Annotated in this window: 24 protein-coding genes; 2 read left to right on the top strand and 22 right to left on the bottom strand. The window is 46.4% G+C overall.

From position 1 onward, the window contains the following. Nucleotides 1-260: 260 nt before the first annotated feature. A complete protein-coding gene (locus DP091_RS29805) occupies nt 261-1118 on the bottom strand; it encodes an ATP-dependent DNA ligase (protein ID WP_113061647.1) in 858 nt (285 codons plus the stop codon). A 1009-nt stretch (nt 1119-2127) separates the two neighbouring features. Continuing rightward, on the bottom strand, nt 2128-3336 hold the full coding sequence (locus DP091_RS29795) for a hypothetical protein (protein ID WP_113061645.1): 1209 nt from the start codon (nt 3334-3336) through the stop codon (nt 2128-2130). A 229-nt stretch (nt 3337-3565) separates the two neighbouring features. Between DP091_RS29795 and DP091_RS29790 the strand changes: the two genes are divergently transcribed. Further along, a complete protein-coding gene (locus tag DP091_RS29790) occupies nt 3566-4150 on the top strand; it encodes an Ltp family lipoprotein (protein WP_220091190.1) in 585 nt (194 codons plus the stop codon). A gap of 64 nt (nt 4151-4214) precedes the next feature. Here the strand turns inward: DP091_RS29790 and DP091_RS29785 are convergent, their stop codons facing one another. Beyond that, nucleotides 4215-4487 (bottom strand): hypothetical protein, encoded by a 273-nt coding sequence (locus tag DP091_RS29785; protein ID WP_113061644.1) that lies wholly within the window; start codon nt 4485-4487, stop codon nt 4215-4217. A gap of 138 nt (nt 4488-4625) precedes the next feature. On the opposite strand from DP091_RS29785, the gene DP091_RS29780 reads away from it, so the two are divergent. Beyond that, complete coding sequence (locus DP091_RS29780; RefSeq protein WP_113061643.1) at nt 4626-4967, top strand: hypothetical protein; 342 nt, start codon at nt 4626-4628, stop codon at nt 4965-4967. Nucleotides 4968-5020: 53 nt separating this feature from the next. Here the strand turns inward: DP091_RS29780 and DP091_RS29775 are convergent, their stop codons facing one another. The 19 genes from DP091_RS29775 to DP091_RS29690 form a co-directional block, all read right to left on the bottom strand. Then, on the bottom strand, nt 5021-5749 hold the full coding sequence (locus tag DP091_RS29775; protein WP_113061642.1) for an N-acetylmuramoyl-L-alanine amidase: 729 nt from the start codon (nt 5747-5749) through the stop codon (nt 5021-5023). Beyond that, entirely contained in the window at nt 5746-6207 is a 462-nt protein-coding gene (locus tag DP091_RS29770; RefSeq protein ID WP_113061641.1) for a phage holin family protein, read from the bottom strand. The genes DP091_RS29775 and DP091_RS29770 overlap by 4 nt, the downstream gene beginning before the upstream one ends. 82 nt (nt 6208-6289) lie before the next feature. After that, a complete protein-coding gene (locus DP091_RS31535; RefSeq protein WP_181469958.1) occupies nt 6290-6430 on the bottom strand; it encodes a hypothetical protein in 141 nt (46 codons plus the stop codon). Between the two features lie 23 nt (nt 6431-6453). Next, a complete protein-coding gene (locus DP091_RS29765; protein ID WP_113061640.1) occupies nt 6454-6768 on the bottom strand; it encodes a hypothetical protein in 315 nt (104 codons plus the stop codon). Nucleotides 6769-6794: 26 nt separating this feature from the next. Further along, the gene (locus DP091_RS29760) at nt 6795-8135 is read right to left on the bottom strand and encodes a tail fiber protein (protein WP_220091189.1); all 1341 of its coding nucleotides are present in this window, start codon (nt 8133-8135) and stop codon (nt 6795-6797) included. An 11-nt stretch (nt 8136-8146) separates the two neighbouring features. Further along, nucleotides 8147-8785, bottom strand: a complete 639-nt coding sequence (locus DP091_RS29755) for a hypothetical protein (protein WP_113061639.1) — start codon at nt 8783-8785, stop codon at nt 8147-8149. Continuing rightward, nucleotides 8782-9960 carry a baseplate J/gp47 family protein gene (locus DP091_RS29750; protein ID WP_113061638.1) on the bottom strand — a complete coding sequence of 393 codons (1179 nt, stop codon included), beginning with the start codon at nt 9958-9960 and terminating at the stop codon, nt 8782-8784. The genes DP091_RS29755 and DP091_RS29750 overlap by 4 nt, the downstream gene beginning before the upstream one ends. Beyond that, nucleotides 9935-10309 carry a contractile injection system sheath initiator gene (locus tag DP091_RS29745; protein WP_113061637.1) on the bottom strand — a complete coding sequence of 125 codons (375 nt, stop codon included), beginning with the start codon at nt 10307-10309 and terminating at the stop codon, nt 9935-9937. The genes DP091_RS29750 and DP091_RS29745 overlap by 26 nt, the downstream gene beginning before the upstream one ends. 11 nt (nt 10310-10320) lie before the next feature. Continuing rightward, entirely contained in the window at nt 10321-10713 is a 393-nt protein-coding gene (locus tag DP091_RS29740) for a Gp138 family membrane-puncturing spike protein (protein WP_113061636.1), read from the bottom strand. Further along, nucleotides 10710-11498, bottom strand: coding sequence for a phage protein (locus tag DP091_RS29735; protein ID WP_113061635.1), 789 nt, complete (start codon nt 11496-11498; stop codon nt 10710-10712). The genes DP091_RS29740 and DP091_RS29735 overlap by 4 nt, the downstream gene beginning before the upstream one ends. Continuing rightward, nucleotides 11491-11817 (bottom strand): phage baseplate plug family protein, encoded by a 327-nt coding sequence (locus tag DP091_RS29730; protein WP_113061650.1) that lies wholly within the window; start codon nt 11815-11817, stop codon nt 11491-11493. Before DP091_RS29730 ends, DP091_RS29735 begins: the two co-directional genes overlap by 8 nt. A gap of 8 nt (nt 11818-11825) precedes the next feature. Continuing rightward, complete coding sequence (locus tag DP091_RS29725) at nt 11826-12347, bottom strand: phage baseplate protein (protein WP_113061634.1); 522 nt, start codon at nt 12345-12347, stop codon at nt 11826-11828. Further along, nucleotides 12334-14679 (bottom strand): phage tail tape measure protein, encoded by a 2346-nt coding sequence (locus DP091_RS29720; protein WP_113061633.1) that lies wholly within the window; start codon nt 14677-14679, stop codon nt 12334-12336. The genes DP091_RS29725 and DP091_RS29720 overlap by 14 nt, the downstream gene beginning before the upstream one ends. Nucleotides 14680-14727: 48 nt before the next feature. Next, complete coding sequence (locus DP091_RS29715; protein ID WP_113061632.1) at nt 14728-14916, bottom strand: hypothetical protein; 189 nt, start codon at nt 14914-14916, stop codon at nt 14728-14730. After that, entirely contained in the window at nt 14891-15187 is a 297-nt protein-coding gene (locus DP091_RS29710) for a hypothetical protein (RefSeq protein ID WP_113061631.1), read from the bottom strand. The genes DP091_RS29715 and DP091_RS29710 overlap by 26 nt, the downstream gene beginning before the upstream one ends. 38 nt (nt 15188-15225) lie before the next feature. Beyond that, complete coding sequence (locus DP091_RS29705) at nt 15226-15624, bottom strand: phage structural protein (protein ID WP_113061630.1); 399 nt, start codon at nt 15622-15624, stop codon at nt 15226-15228. 16 nt (nt 15625-15640) lie between these two features. Then, complete coding sequence (locus DP091_RS29700) at nt 15641-16636, bottom strand: DUF3383 family protein (protein WP_113061629.1); 996 nt, start codon at nt 16634-16636, stop codon at nt 15641-15643. Beyond that, nucleotides 16629-17117, bottom strand: a complete 489-nt coding sequence (locus DP091_RS29695) for a phage neck terminator protein (protein ID WP_113061628.1) — start codon at nt 17115-17117, stop codon at nt 16629-16631. The genes DP091_RS29700 and DP091_RS29695 overlap by 8 nt, the downstream gene beginning before the upstream one ends. Further along, entirely contained in the window at nt 17104-17451 is a 348-nt protein-coding gene (locus DP091_RS29690) for a hypothetical protein (protein ID WP_113061627.1), read from the bottom strand. The genes DP091_RS29695 and DP091_RS29690 overlap by 14 nt, the downstream gene beginning before the upstream one ends. Nucleotide 17452 lies beyond the last annotated feature (1 nt).

The raw sequence follows: 17452 nt of genomic DNA, 5'->3' as shown, positions 1-17452 counted from the left end.
CTCTCCCATGAGGGAATCTCTTCGGAGGTTCCCGAACTAAATCCCTGTAACGGCAACGTTTATTACAGGGATTTAGTTCTTTTTTTTATTCAGGGTGGCAATTAAGGTGGCAAAACTGGTTTTCAATCGCAACCCTCATACTTTTTGATAAATACTGTAAATTAAAGCGCCCCCATTTATATGGAGGCGTTTTTTTACTTATTATGAAGGATCACGAATTACATTATATATACCAAGCTTGATCATTCCTTCATTTTCAATCAGACCACGAACTCCACGAACGCCGGCGACCGCAACATACCTTTCTTTGTCCAATTCCGGGTTTTGACCTTGGCCCTGATCCGCGGCTCCAAGTGGACGAAATTCTTATCTTCACCTGTCACAAGCTGCTGACTCACACCATAGAAAGCTCCCTTCGCTTTGGGTGGAACTCCGAGCTCGATGATCCCAGTCGGCCGCAGTCGCCCCGATTCCGTGATAACTGAAGTCAACCATCCGAACTCTTCTTTACGGTACCCTGTGATGAACACTTCAACGTAAGTCCAGTTAATAACCTTTTGCCATGATGAGGATCGGCGGCTTTCGTATGTGCTGTTCTGCTTTTTCCCAACCATCCCTTCAAGCTCTTGAGCTTCCAGCTGAGTGAATAATGCCTCACCTGCAGCCTCAACGAAAGGTATGACTCCAAAGTATTTATTTGGCATCCGTATGCCGCTCAGGATCTCTTTACGCTTCATTAGTGGCATCTTCCGTAGGTCCTGACCTTTGTACTGCAAAACATCAAATACAACATATGTGACTGGCTGAATAGTTGTTAGATGCTGTATCTTATCTGCCTTCTTGGCTTGAAACCGATTCATGACCATTTCATAATCAACACTGCCGGTATCTGGGTCCGTACAAGCGACTTCACCATCTAGGATGATGTCATCGTCAAGAGTATGAAGCAACTCGGGATATTGCAGTGTACAATCTGTCTCATGTCGGGTATACAGTCGGATCTTCCCGTCTTGCTGTGAAAATAAAAGCCTGTGGCCATCTATCTTCGGCTCAAATATATAGTTTGAATGACTGAAAGGGCTATGTGCAGTTTCAAGTAACATTGGGGATATAAACATAAAATCACCTCCTACTGATTATACCGTTAATGTATATTCAGTGAATTGTAGTAAATATTGTAAATTTTCTTTTAATTCTTCTTTCTTACACCTACTTCATTATGGTAGCTTTAAAGTGAAGTTGTGATTACATATCTATCTAATCTGGGGGCAGCACATTGAGGAAAATTATTAACTACGATATATTATTGAATTTACTGTTCTTTTCAGTAATAACATTGGATACTCTTCTAAATTTCACTTGGATAAGGTTAGCTATAAATTTATTTCTCTTCTTTTCTATATTATGGCCCCTTAACAATTCTAGCTGGTTTAATATTAGTGTCTGGCTAATTGTAAAACCATTGTTAGTCTCATTCTACATAATGATATTTATTGGAATTACTGTTCGTTTATTTAATCTTGAGAACAATCTATTAATCGGTATGCTTCTGATTCTCTTTCTATTATTTATTGTCCCACTTGTATCATGTTTGCTTCTTCTTTTGAACTGGAAGAATACAAAGTTTCGAGAGAGTGTAAAAGTGTCGCTTGAAGTAAATAACACGCTTTATTTCTTAATCATTTCTGTAACATTAATATCCTTTATTTTCGACGGTAACCTAAGCATGCGCTCTTTATTCCCTCGCGATATAGTTGAGAATTTAGGTCATAACTTTTTCTCGCGCAACTTCCTTACAGACTTACTTAATGTATTAACTTTCCCTTTTTTAGTATCGAATTCTTTATTGAAGGCACTCATAGAATACCTTCAGTGGAAAGATAAAAACCGTTAGCCGATTTAAAGTTAACTGTTTTTATCATCCTATCATTGAGGAAGTCCCCTCGGCGGCTATCGAATAAAAGCCCAGTAAAGTCATAGGGTAGCGATTATGGTGGATTTTTCTTATCATTAGTTCATTTGTTACTTAATAAATAATACTACAAACTAAAAACGCCTCCTGTGATTAGAGGCGTTTTTACTATTTATTTTCATAATGATTAAGAACAGTGTCATTGCCAGACTCAACTACAAACTTTTGATAAAATAGTCCTTATAAAAATGCCTCAAACAATAACTTACATACTCCCTGAGGTTAAGTATTGGAATTTTAATTGGATAACTACACCCAGTAGGATCATCAGGATCAAGAAGTGGGATTGAGGTCTCAGTAGGTGTATCATTAATCATGCGTAATCCCTTATGTAAATATTTGGATCTCATGTCGTAGTATCGAACGAAATTTTTAGCTATATTTTCAGGGAGATATTTCCTCACCATTTCTCGAACCCTTTTAGTGATATTATACTTACTCTGACCACAACATTCACATTTCTCTTCTTTAAAACCGATCAGTGTAGCAACTTCTAAGGAGGAAAGGTATAGCGTTGATGCTAATTCAGTTTTATTTTTGCCATTTACTTGAACTATACCTATGTCATGCCGCTCATACATTGTTTGTTCTATTGTCCTTGCTGCATGAAAGTGACTACAAGCATTCAAAAATAACTCAACCTCAGGTGCTCTTTCATCTGGCGAAGTAAAAATGTCAATGAATGCTTTTCCTTCTTTCGAAATTACTAGTTGTTTACTGACTAAAGATAAACCATCAATAAAATCACTTTCTTCATTAAAGACCTCAACTTGATTTTCAACAACAATCTCATTTTCCGGGAAACTTGTAGTATTGAATTGTGAATTTGTTTCAACTGATAAAAAATCGATTAGCTCATTACTCTTCTTAATCATATAACCGTTACCTTGATTACTGTCATAAGCTTTTACTCTCGAAATAAACACCGTCTTTCCGCTCCCTAACTCCTCAATGCTGAAATTCTCCCCGACATAGGAGCAAAGAGGAAATTGAGAACTTATAGCAATTTTAAAAGAAATTACATTTCTACTAATCCCATTTTTAACTCTTTTTATTACCGCATTAATTCTTCTGTATAACTCTGAATCTTTTGGTACATCCTCACCATCCCATAATAAATCTATTCCAGAACTCGAATATTTCAATGAAATAGTATTAATTGTCCCTTTCTTTTTAAAGCTAATTTGGACATACATACTTTTATTTTGATTTATATCTATCCAGCCAAGAAAAATTTTATTTTCCTTTTTGATCGGAGTATAGTTCCACGCGCATTTACCGAATTCTTTGGCGAGTTCCGCCCACAATCTCCGTAGAAAATCGTTAGATTCCTCAAGACTTGTTGTTCCGATATAAACTTCCAATCTCAAACATCACCTTTCAAAATTCGAATTTTTTGTTATAACACGGGTCGAGAATCTATGGATAAACTTCATAAGCAATTCAAATATCAGTTAATTCTTCCTATTCGTCAACCCAGAAAATAGATATTTTTGCGTAATATCTCATTTGAATTCAATTAAGTAGAAATATTTACCTAGTTCTGATAGACTATTGTTTGTCATAATATCTCAGAATTGGGGGAAGAACGTTTTGAAGAAGCCGCTTTATAAGAAATGGTGGTTCTGGGTACTTATTGTTATTGTGGTTGGCGTCATAGGTAATCTTGGAAATTCAGAAGATCCAAAACAAGCTGCGCCGGACAAGGAAGTAGTTTCTGAGCCTGATACCACAGCGAAAAATGTTGAACAAACAAGTGGCAAAGTGGATGGCAAAGAAGAAGAACCAAAAGAAGAACCAAAAGAAGAGCCAAAAGAAGAACCGAAAGAGGAACCAAAAGAGGAACCAAAAGAGGAACCAAAAGAAGCTGATGTCCCTAGGGAACATAAATCGGCATTAATAAAAGCGGAACAGTATGCGGAAGCTATGAGTATGTCAAAGGCAGGCATTTACGATCAATTGACTTCTGAATATGGAGAGAATTTCCCTGCAGAAGCCGCTCAATATGCTATCGATAACATTGTATTCGATTGGAAAGAAAATGCATTAATAAAAGCGAAACAGTATGCAGAATCTATGAATATGTCAGATGATGCTATTTACGATCAATTGATTTCTGAATACGGTGAAAAATTTACTAAGGAAGAAGCGCAATACGCGATAGATAATTTAGAATAAGCTAAAGAAGACCCTACCAGCACATAGCCGGTAGGGTCTTCAATTTTCCAAGCGCTTGGGATTATTAGTACTTCGTCCAGTAGTCTATATTGTTCTTTCTCGACGCCGATTTCTCAAGCACTTCTGTCTGGATGATCTGGATTCCCTCTGTCGTTGACTTTTCCGGCCACACTATAAAGCCTTGGTCCTCCAAGTACTGGAGTCCTCTTATTAAATCCGGACGTTTCCGTCCGGTCATCATCTCTAACCGTTTAAAATCAGGCATCCGGCTTTTATGTACAGGGCTCGGGTAATTGATCAGTATTCGGAGTAATTTACGCTCAGAGTCCGGCAGCATGATTAAATACCTCCTGTGAAATAGGAACGTTTGTTTGTATTATAACCAAGCTAATGTTCTCGTTGCAATGAAGGTTTTTAAATCCCTTCGTCGAATAGATGGGAAAATCAATATAGAAAGGTGGTGACATGGGAACCTATGAAATCAGAGTGGTCGAAGGATCTGAAACGGGCGATACATAATAAACACCATATAGTGGTTTTTCTAAAAGACAATAAAAATATACTCGGTATACCTGAAGAAAGTATTGACCCAACTCGCATTAAAATTAGGACTGAAAATATTGGGGTTACTTGGGTACCAATCACTGAAGTTAAACACTTATCTGTAGTGGTTGAATTCTCGACAGTATGGGAAAGTAATCGCGGTGGAAAATGCGTTCATTGCGGTTTGGAATTGTATGCTGAAACACAATCTGAAGATTATCTGGAGTACTGTGACTACTGCGTGAAGTTATTAGGACTTGATGATAATACATAACCATACACAAATAAAAGACCCTACTAGCACCTAGCAAGTAGGGTCTTCGTATACTACTTATTTGTTATGGTTGCCGTCTTTGTTTTATTGTCCCAGCCAATTTTTGCTCCCAGCGCCTCACCGATGGCCCGAAGCGGTACGTAGGTCACTCCATTCTCAAGTTTACCTTCCTTGATCTGTTTCCCGTTTACGATGACATTTACCTTATCGCTCACAATTGCGGCACCTTTCTTCTTCTGAAGTCCCAGGTATTTAGCGATCCCGTTAACATGTCCTGTAATCAACGCATCAATGACATCCTGACGTTTAAGCTTTGTCGCATCGGTTGTAACATCGATAAACAGGTTTTCTGTTAAGACTGCTGGCATCTTAGATTCACGGCACATGTGTAAGTTCGCCGCTTTCTGTCCACGATCAATTATGTTATAAGGCCTCAAAGCTGCCACAATCTCGGTATGAAGAACGTTTTGCAGAGAACGTGAAGCAGTCGAAGCACTCGTATAACGGAAAGACTCAAACCCTCCATCTCCACCACCTGCATTACAATGGAGCGATACCAGGATATTTGCGCCTGCTTTATTCGCTGCATTTGTCCGCTCGGACAACTCAAGGAATACATCCGTTGACCGAGAGAGTAGAACTTCAACGCCCTCATAATCACGTTCCAGCTGCTTTTTGATTTCGAGTGTAAGTGTTAGAACAATGTTCTTTTCTTGAAGCCCGTTGGCACCAGCTCCTGGGTCTTTACCGCCGTGACCGCAATCGATCCAGACTTTTTTCATTTAGTGGTTCCCCCTTTCCGTGACTCTGCACGTTGAATCTTTTTATCCAGCTCCGACTTCACCCAATCGATAATCGCGTTCAAAACCGGTAATGGTAGATGGTCGCCCCAACCCGCCCGGATCGAGTTAGCCGTCATACTTTGCACCACATGATACAGTGTCCCGATAGCCAGCGCTCCAAAGATGATTCCCGGCAGATTGAAAACGACATCCAGGAGGTGCCCACCAGCTGGGAGCAATAAAATAAAAAACGTCCGTGCTACTCCATCCAAGCCGTACCGGCTGCCATACGTATTATCGAGCTTCGCGGCACGAACCCCGGAGAGCCAATCCATAATGACGAAAAAGAGCAAGGCGGTCATAATGGCGATTACGGCTTCACTATCACCATACATAAAATCAAAAACCGGGACCAAGACGGCCCCGGCTGAGCTGAATATTGCTTTCCATTTATCCAAGTGAATTCCCCCTAATTATAATGGATGCCCCCGGACCACCCAGGGGCATAAAAAAGACACGTTCACATGAGTGACGTGTCAGTTAGGCTGTTACACCATTGACCAGTTCAGTTACAACTTCTTTCAGGTTAGAAAGACGCGGTACCTGATCAATCGTATATTGACCAGTCAAAACGGCGCCGTACCAAATCTTAACGAGTGCGCTATCCTTGGTAAACGTCAAGTTTGTCACCTCCTTTCAGGGTGTTATTGTGGCGCTGCCATCATCATGGTTAGTTCAAGAATCGCCTGTCTTAACTCAACATTTTCTTGCTGCAAGGCAATGACAGCCTCCGGCAGGGTTGGTGGTCTTTCAGGTATGGACCAATATTGATAATACATCTCTTTCGTATTTAGGTTTATAAATAATACAGGTCTCATAGACTCGTGTTGTTCAGGTAGAGGTATTTCTTCTACCTCAACCCCATTGTCAACCAGTTGTTGCTCGTGTGGATTTTCCAATATTGAATTGACCTTACCAATATTCTTTTGCTCATCCCATATATCGTAAATTACATACATTTATTTTTGCACCTCCTCATTTAACACTATGCATAATGCAAAATACCAGAAGCTGTTACTCTATAGGTTATGTTTGATCCCCGATCTTCCACAATCCGTATACGCAGAGTTGTTGGAAGATTATGATCTATTACCCCGGTGAGCGTATTGTACATCTGGGCGGCACCGGAATAAATGAGGAAGAAAGACATTGCCCTAAGGTCAACATATAAATAGTCGTAATTGTAAAGTCCGCTCACCTCAGTGATACTATAAATCGGAATTATATTTCCATTATTGACTAGTTCGATATATCTATTTGTTGGGTTACCATTTGATGTCATTTCAATACTGCCATATGGTGAAGCTCCATTACGACCCCAATTAATCAGAGTCGTTCCTGCAGGGACTGTAACTAGATCATGAAGTTTTGTTTGATTCCATATAGGTGCCTTTCCTGTATCAAGAGCTAGTTGAACCTGTCCAGAAACATTTGGCTTCAATGTACCCGTTACCCCATCAATACTTATGCCCTGCTTGATGTTAGCAGGGATTTTATTTGGTTCTCCCCGGATGATGATGTCAGACGAATAGTATCCTGCCTGTTTTGTGATATTGGTCGTTCCCGGTATGATAAGCCCGCCAGCACCTCGGTTCGCCATCGTGCCAGCAGTTCCAGCAATGGTTGTGCCCGTCAAAACCTTGTCAGCAGGGACCGGAACACCTTTTATCGTAATCGCTGTTGTGTACCGTCCAGCTGCTTTCGTCTGATCTGTTGCGCCCGGTGTAACAATACCGCCAGCGCCTCTATCAGGGATGTTCCCTGTTAAGCCATTCGCTGTTGCATTACTAAACGCCTTACCTGCAATTACGTCAGATACCGTTGCATCCCCCGTCGCCCGGATAACTGCCGCTATCTTCGGTATGAGCTGCGCCCATGTTTCACTTGTGGATGCCTGTACACCAATGGCAACAAGCGCGGCAACCACTTCCGCTTTCCGCTCATTGCCAGCTTGAAAAGCTTGCCCCACGGCCTTCTCTGTAGCGGCCACATTCTCCCTAATACCATTTGTAGCATTAGAGAGCTGCACAATCCCCTTTTCGGTTAGGGAAGCGTCCGGCAAGACGATTTCTTGTCCATCAGGTAACAATTCAGGCGGGATTTTACCGGTACTATCTAAACCGGCATATCCACCCGGCTTCCCTTTATTGCCGATAAGCTCCACTTTACTTCTGATTTCTTCTAGGACTTTATAAGCACGGTTAAACAACCAATTAAACCAATCGGCCGGGGGCTTCTCACTGGGCAAAAAACCAGCTTGCTTTTTACTTTCTGGCGGCTCAGTACCCGGGTTGCCCCAATCCGGCAATTTTTCAGTGAAACTCATGGTATCCCTCCTTAAATCGGTAAATCAACATGATCTGCTGGATCATAAACGGCACCCAAATAACCGCCTATACTCCCGGATAGGTCACTAAACCCGACCTTGTCATCGACTTCAATTTCATCCGGCAGCGCTGAAAACGCAAAGGTTCCTGTCAGCTCGATAATGCCCACCCTCACGCCAGCTGCCACCGTCCGTTGTACGATCCGGGCAAACTGGTAAGCGCTCATCCCCACTGCATTGATTCGCGCAAGCGGTAGCTGAATGATGCTAATCGCGGCGGGTTCGGGATCATTCGGGTCATTGTATTTCTCGGCAATCTTGATTTCAGATGGTGGTACATTTAACGCCGTTGATAATACTCGAATGATAGTATTAATGTCCCCTTGGGATAGGTTCCGGGCAATTTTGGACTTGATCAAGATCCGGTAAATTTCATCGGTGGCCACGCCGCGCGACTGCACGACATTGGCCCCGATCCGGTCCAGTGTGGTCCCTTCGGCCAAGTCAATATCACGCCATGCTTTGACACGCTGCTGCGTGGCCTGCAGGCGTTCCAGTTCATGGGCAAAGATAGCCATCAGCTTTCCGATATTGCTTTGGGTATCCTTGCTGTACACGTCCGTCAGGCGGGATAATAATTCTTTAATCATATTTCCACCACCGTTATGGAGTCTGCATCCACCTGGGCCACGGATTGGCGCAAAATAAGTATGTTGCCCTCCTGCCATGTCAAACCGGCATCCGTAGAAACTTCTACGGTAGCATCAACCACACCGGGAATGGTCAACGCGGTGGCCACCAGACGTGCATGAATGACCGGCGCCCCCATAGAAAGTCCGGAATACAGCTGGCCGTCCGCGTCTTCGCCGCCAATATATTTAATCATGGCCGTCTTTATCATGGCCGCACCGTCAAGGGGATAGCTGCTGTTTTTGGTCACCGTCACCCGAAGCCTCACCGGCTCCACGCGAGCATACGAAAAACGGACCTCATGCGGATAACCCGCGAGGTCCGTCACCGTAACACTCTCTGTTCCATAAGGTTCAATGCCAGCTGCTTTTTTGGCAAAAATTGCGGCCCCGACATCCTCCGGTTGACCGCCCAAAACGTATGCTTCAAATGACTTCCCCGGCCTCCCCTCTGCATCCGGTGTTTTGGCCGTATTCTCAATAACTGCTGCAGCACGCACACCCGGAACCGATAAGAGAACCCCGCGAATACTATCCACGGTACCTGAACCCCCCGAAGCAACGGAAAGGGAAAAGCGGTCCCGGAACTCCTGGTCGGTTTCCTTCTCACGTCCGCCCCCGGTTGCAGCCGGATTCGTAACCGCGGTGACATCGGCATTCGGATTCACGATATCGGTAATCATACCTTCAGCCACATTGCCTGTTTGCCCTGGTTCAATCGCTGTGATGTTGGCCATGACCTTTCCATTACTGCTGATGGTTACGGAATCATCGGTTTCAAAGTACCGTTCGCCTGCAGCCACCCGAAACCCGGCCTGCACGATATATCCCGGCGTTCCGGTTATCTCCACTTTCCCTACGGCATATTGATTCATAATTCGGGTTACGCCCACATACGGTCCAAGCCGGTCTAGGCTGGTCCCTTCCGCCGTGTTAACGTAGGCACTGTTATAAACGTCTTCCGTATCCTGCCAAAGTCTGGCTATTACCCAGGCCACAATACGCAAGATGATACCCAGCGGTGACCGTGCTGACGTATTAATTGTTTCCCCGAAGGTTTCGCGGGCCTTTTCTTCCATACTGGAAAACACATCCTCGAAGCGCTCACGCTTAAAGCCCGTTCGATCCAATGCCATCTAGTTCCACCTCCTGATTCAGTGTTTCGCCATCTGTGGTGGTGGCCATGAACGTGATGAGCTGCTTGCGTGTTTTCGGATCTTGACTTATTGAAATCTCATCTACTGTATCAATAAAATCCAATTGGTGGATACCTTGACGAAGTTCCTCAATCATTTCTTCCTGACTTAGCCCCTTACCTAAAAATGTTTCAAAACGAATCCCCAAGTCAGGATCAAGAAACCATTCTTCTCTATTCGTCCCCAATGTAATCCGAACACATTGAGCCTGTTCTGCAGCTCCATCTACCAAGACAAGTTCATCCCCGTCCAGAACCAAATCCCCTGCAGATAGCCGTAATGATTGCATCGCTTTCCCCCCTACAGTGATCCGGGGAAAATCCCGATGATCACCGCATCATTTTTATCATGCTGGCGCAAGCTGTCCGGGCTGGCCACTTGTCCGGCCAATCCGTTTTTAATCTCTTGATCGGCATACACCACTAGCACCACATCCCCTGTGTGAAGAACAGGCTTGTATACCTGCTCGGCTCCGTTATTGACCGAATACCGGTGTCCGACTGCAGGCACATTCGTAATCGGGGCCGGATCGTCCTTACCGCTGCGAATCAGCGGCTGCACCGTTGCCCTGCAGGTCGATGAATCAAAGGACAGCACGCGGCAGATGGCCGCAACGTGAATACCGCCTGACTGTTTACCTGTATGACCGTTAAGGAGCCGGGCCAGCGTCCCCGCTGGGTCGTTCCGGCTCATAAGATGGTCTCCATAGCGGTGGTAAAGTCTCCGGTTCTTGAAAACGTATGGGCGCCGCTGCGAACATACAAACGACCTGTGAAGGTTTGACTGATCAGGTCTACCACGGATGCGGTTGTTATTCGGTACTGCAGCTGTGAGGTAATTTGATAGCCCTTGGTTTCGTCATCCTCCTGATATTCCGGCACACCAATTAACCCCGTGTCTGCAGAGAGTTTGAAACGGTTGTCAGCACCACGCTTGAGGTTACGGATATATAAACGACCTTTATTGATATACACTGCAGTTTTGCAGTCTTCCGCCACTTTGGCAATAATGCCGGTTACCTCACCGGATGCAGTGTAACCGTCCATATACCGGTAATCCCTCACCAGCTCAAATTGAGCAATCCGCAATCCAATCTGGCCAGCCATGTCCTTGATAATGTAGCTGGCTAACGTCCCCTCTTTGTAACTGACGTCTTTCAGGGTGCGCTTGCTCAGATCCTCACTATCTATGACATAGATGGATGTCACCTTGTCTACGCCTTCCCGGCGACTGCGCACGGCTGAAACAAATCCATGGAGAATGACACCCACATCCCCAATATAACCGGCATTTATCATCAGCGTGTCGCCACGCTTGATTTTATTAATGGTCTCGGCTGTGAGGTTCCATATTTTAATCTCGGACTCATTAGGCAAGGTATCATCATCAAAAGGGACGGTGCCTTCTATGTTGAACTTGTCCATGGAAAAGGTCATCCCGGCTACCATCACTTCCACCACACGACCGAAATTAGCCATCACTCACCGCCCCCTCATCAATCACATACAGAAATACGCGCTCGGACAATGTTTCCCAGGTAACCGCTTGGCTTTCTCCGGCCAAATCCAGCGGCAGCAGCGGATAGGCGGGGAATCGGGAATCCTGGATATCTCCAAATAACGGCACACCATAGACCAGCTTGACCCCGACCGCCAGCACTTCGGCATCTTGTTCAAGATCGACCGTGAAAAAGTCATGCTCTGCATTGTATTGGACCTCAAAGGTATACGTCTCTTCGGCAATGTCGATGTCGAACCGGTACGGAATCAATTCCTTTTCAATGTCCACATACTCCATACTCCCAATCACCCCCACTTGCTTCCTGGTTTAAATTTGACCTTCTGCGTTACTTCCTTCTCTTTCTTGCTCTTGGACGTGCTTTTTTTACCGGATTTGCTCTTGGTCTTCGATTTTTTCTTTTTGGTGCCCGAATTGATAATCGGTGCAGCCTGGGAACGAACAGGGGCAGGGAGTTTGCCTGCAGCTGATGTTTCTGCCACGCGGATCTCTTTTAATGTGAAGGAAATCGCGTACCCATTGGCTACCTGGTAGGTGTGGCTGGTGGATAAATCCGTGATAACCCCAACAAAAGCATTCCGGCCAACATAACTGACCAGTTTGCCCTTGTCTGACAGGTTAATGAGGTCCGCCCGGATCTTCGATGCATTCGGACCCACCACATACCCACTAAGCGCCATCGAGCGACCAAGCCGCTGCACATGGTCCGAGATGGCAACCCCTTTTTCCACCGGCTGCTCGGTTACCTCGTTGGCATATACCGGGTCCTCGGTTTCAATCAAAATGTACTGCCCGTTAATTGTTGCCATGGATCGCCGCCCCCTGTACGTTCAAGATGCGCCCGGCACTTTCAAAGATTTCTTGTACCTGGCGTTTAACTTCGGCGGCAATCACCTGTGCCGTATGTTCTGCAGCTGCCGTTCCGCCATTACCGGAACCCGCTGGAACGTTGATCGTAATTTCAATCGGTGGCATCGCGGCAGTAGTCGGCGTATAACGCGCGGGCGCGGCCGGTTCAAGACGGGCCTCTTTTGGCGCTCGCGGCTGCTGCAGCAAGCCCTCCAATTTGGAGAGCGGCAATACTGCCTCGCTCTCGGCTCCTTCCCCGATCATGGCCAGTGTTGGCCCGGTAGCGATACCACCTTTGGCCAACATCGGAATGTTCGGAATGTTAATGCCAAACTCTTGACCGCCTGCCCAGTCCGGAAGGGAAATCTGAATCTTGTTGAGTCCATTAATGAGTCTATTAATGCCACTTATCATGGTGTTAATAAAGCCCGTGAAACCGCCTTTGATGCCTTCCCATAGACTACCGAACCAATCTTTGACGCCGCCGAATGCAGTTTTGATAGATTCATACGCACCCGTGAAGATATTGCCGAAAAAGGTCCCGACCGTGGAAAAGACCATTTTGGTGGCTTCCCAATTGGATCTAAACCAACCGCCAATAGCCCCAAACGCATTGACTATCGCTTGGTAGGCTCCAGTAAAGATTCCACCGAACCATGAACCGACACTCGAAAAGACAGTTTTAATTCCTTCCCAAATACCTTTAAACCAAGAACCCACCTTGCCAAATGCACCGACAATGCCGGTATAGGCCTCATTGAAACGCGCTTTAAACCAGGAACCAATCACACCAAATACCGATTTCATCCAGTTCCAAACCCGGCCCATGACCGCTTTGACCTTATCCCAATGCCGGATCAATAACACAATGCCGACAATGACGGCGGCAATCCCAACAGCAATCCAGGTCATGGGATTTGCCAGCATCGCCACATTCAGACCCAGCTGGGCCGCTGTGGCCACCAGCGTACCGGCGCGGAATGCCTTCATGAGTACCGTAATCGTTTTGGCAATCTTCATAGCCACAAAGGTTCCCTTTAGGGCAATCATGGCAATACCCAAATCCATGACCGTTTCCCGGATCGCTTCCCAATTGCCGCTGATAAATTCATATATGGCCTTGGCCTTATCGGCTACAAACGTGATCGCATTCCCGATGGTATCCCCGATCGCATTCCCGATCGCTTCAATTTGTGGTTTATGATCGGACATCCACTGGCCAAACTGATTCAGAAACGGCAGCATCTTTTCCCCAATCGGGATGAGGATACCGGTTTCTAATTGCCTGCCGAACATAGCAAAAGCCTCGCCCGGCTTGTTGAACTTGATTTTATTCAGCTCGGCCATGCTGTTTTTGGTCATATCAAATTGACTATCCACATACCCCATAGCCGTGATGACATCTTTCTGCAGGTCTTCAAACTGGGTCCCGAACAAACCCACCGCTACGGTGTTTTGTGCTACGGGATCTTCAATATCCCCAATCATTTGGGTAATCTGCGTAAATGCATCTTTCGCAGCTGGTCCGCCAGCGGCAAAGGTGCGCATCATCTGATCGGCATTGAGTCCGAGCATTTCGAACGCTTCAATCGCGCCTTTGTCTCCGGCATCCTTGGACCGGATACCGAATTCTTTGACGGCATCCGCTACTTTATCTAAATTGAATGCGCCCTCTGCAGATCCCGCCGCCAACGTATCAAACATTTCGTTAGCATCAAAACCAAGCGCCTTGAACTGCAGCGAATACTCATTGATGGTATCGATAAGCTCACCCGAGAAATCAAGACCCTTCTGTGTCCCTTGAGCCACCAGGTTAAACGCTTCTTCGGATGAGATGCCGAAGTTCTCCATCATCGTCTTGGCAGCACGCGCGGACTCGTTCACCTCAATGCCAAAAGCATCCCGGAGCAGCAATGCATTCCGGGTTGTGCTTTCCAGCTCATCCCCGGTCTCTCCGGTAATCTGTTGCACGCTTGCAATCGAGTTGCCCAGATCCTGCCAATCCGATCCGAAGTTTTGCGCATAAAGGTCTTTTGCGATTTCGCGCGTCTCTTCCATCTGCTCTGCAGCAGCGCCCGTGGCCATTTGGATGTGAGACATCGATTTTTCAAAATCACTAGCAGCTGCTATACCGGCAATCCCAATCCCTGCAGCTGCTACCGATGCAGCCAGGCCAAGTCCGACCACACTTTTGGTCAGCATGGACGTTTTTTTCTCTGCATCGTCTAGCCCATTCGTATTGACCTTAAAGCCTACGGCATACATCAAATTCCCGATGATTCCGCCAGCCATGTGGTATCACCTCCCGAAACAGCAAAAAAGACGCCCGATGATGGACGTCTATTTCCGTTTTTCCATTTTCTTTTGCTGTTCCATATACAAATCCAGCGCTGCGTTTGCTTCTAAGATATCGTCATCGTCCATCAGATCTAAATCACTGTAAGTGATGGACATATCACTAAGCAGCAGACGCCACTGCAGCCAATTTCGCCTTGCGCGTTCTTTAGCTTCCTGGTTGCTGATCGTCATCGGCTGTTTCCTGTTCTCTGCCGGTAATAAAGGCAAAGGCCTCACTTACCACTTCGGTCAAATCGGTGTAGGATTCAAAGTCTTCCATGCGCACCTTCGGTTCGACCACCACATGGGTCAACATTTCATCAGCCAGCCTTTCATCCAACGGGACGCCGTGTTTGTTCTTCACCCGGTCCGTAATCTTTGTGACGTTCCGTACTCCCGGATGCTGGAAGGTATACACCGTCCCGTTTTTAGCTGTGAATTTCTTTTGTTTGAAGTTTGCCATTGATAATCATCCTTTTCTAATTTAGATTTTGTATTTGATTAATTGAACAACATGTCCATGCACTGGAATTCAAACTCGCGGTCCTCCGCTTCACTGCCATAACTGCGGGATGCAGGCTTTTTAATGAACGCCTCCGAAACCGTCACCGTCTCTTTGGGCGGTCCGGCATTGATGACCGATACCGGCACCAGCTCACCGGTGTTGGCCAACTTGTCCAGGTACGCCACTTGCGGGCTTGTCTGCAGCAGCGTAACCGTGATGGTACCGAGTGGATTATTTACCTTTGTCCGCACGGTATCGCCTTGCGCCCCCACCTTGACCTCGTAGTTGTCTTCATCCTTTTCGATTTCGACCATGGATTCAGCGAACCCCGTCAGAAACACACCGCCTACCGTCACCGTGACGGACTTGGCATCAAAAGTTGTAGCTTGTGGCATCTTCTCTCATCCTCCCTTATAGTCTGATTTGGCCGCGAATGGTTGTTTCGTGGATCGCTCCGGCCAGCTCAAACCAGAATTCCCCGCCCGTGTATTTCCGTGCGGCGCGGTCAGCTGGATCTACTTCGGCCCGGCCTTTGAAATTGGTTCCATATAGCGCTTGGCCATCCTTATCCGCCGCAATAATGCCCTGATTAAACGCACGCTGCAGCACGGTCCGCACGACACCCTCTATTTGAGCAATACCGGTATCGTCAAAACTAATCTTCGGCGCATTGTTCAATAGCGTTTGAACACCATGCTCGATGCTGAACTTGACGTAATCTTTCGCATGAATGATATCGATATACTCCCCGCTGAGTGTCTTGCCTTCACTCGTCTGGTTCTTCCCGGCCTTGGTTACATAGGTGTTCGCTCCAGCTGCATGAATCGCAAGCAGCTCTGTGTCCGATACTTGCATGGGTGCTATGCCGGTCAGTCCTTTAAACTTCCAGGTCAAGGAACCCACGTCAGCGGAACCGGCCCGGCCCACCCAAGCAGCTTCCGGGTAATTGCTGATGTCTTTGTGATAAAGGACCGTGCTGCGGCTGTGATCCGTCCCGGCAAGCACACCCACATCCATCAGATCGGACGACCGGATAAAGAATTGTCGTGAATTGTTTTGCTCGATGGCTTCCGCAATGTCGCCCACATCGTCGATATTCGTTGTGGTAGCAATCAGGAAATACCAATCTTGGTCAAACGCCCCCGGTAAAACTTCCGATAGAGGCTGATCGGTCTTCCGGCACATAATCGCAATCTCGGCCGGGGAATCGTCCCCCTGACTCAGTAGCGCCTTCGCGGCCTTGTACTCTTCGGTAGACTCGTTAAAATCGACTTTCACCCCTTCCAGGTCCGCATAGGTCTTATATGCGGAACCGGTCGCGCTTGTACCCAGGATGAGGGGCTTACCAAATCCAAGCTTTGGCGTTGGGCGCTCGATGTCAATAATGACCGTTACATCTTTAGCCATGTGTATCTACTCCTTTCAAATTCGCTGTTTCTATTGGCTGTAAAGCTTGGACAATGACGTTCGGTGCGCGTAAATTCACCTCAAATCCGTTCCGGCGCTCCCACTCCTCCCCGATCTGCAGATCGTTATTTTGGGTGGGCCCCACCTCGGTGATAACCGCGCCTGCCATATCCTTCAGGAGCCAGTGTCCGTCCGTCAACAACCAATCACGCGCGCGGTTGGCCTGGTTCACACTCTCCAAGCGGCTTTTGGCGTAACTTTGGAAGGCCACACTGAGCGTGGCCGTGCCGGAATGAATAAGCTTATCCCCTTCAGCTGTCACCGCCATATGACCAATGGGGCTTCCCTCATCGGTAAAGCTATACGTCATAAATGGAAACGGGGGCAGCTTTCCCTTGCCATCCAGTTCAATGACCGGTACACCCAAATGAGTGTTCAAGCCTTCGATAAGAACCTGGCGAATCAACTCAAACTGGATCATGCGTACTCACCCGCTTCATTTTGTATTCGGATACGTCATCATAGGCGGACCAGTTATCATCCATGTGAATGGTGTACTGTCGCCCTTCAAACTCAATGACATCCCCGTTCTGGTGGTGGTACGAGGAAAACAACATGCGGTCGTCCTCGTTGTACTTCCCACCATCTTCCTGCAGGAATGAATCCCCCATCGGCTGCACCGAACCTCTCAGGGGCAGCTTGATATCTTGCGGCGGCACATAGACCCCCACGGAATTATAATGGCCCTCAACCTGGCGGATGAGGGTATATGGCAATTCGTATTTTCGCAGGATGCGACTAAAGCGAAAGCGCATG

Origin of the sequence: Paenibacillus sp. MDMC362, assembly GCF_003269305.1 — a bacterium.
Lineage (GTDB): Bacteria > Bacillota > Bacilli > Paenibacillales > Paenibacillaceae > Paenibacillus_AQ.
This window is presented reverse-complemented; position numbering and strand designations above follow the sequence as displayed.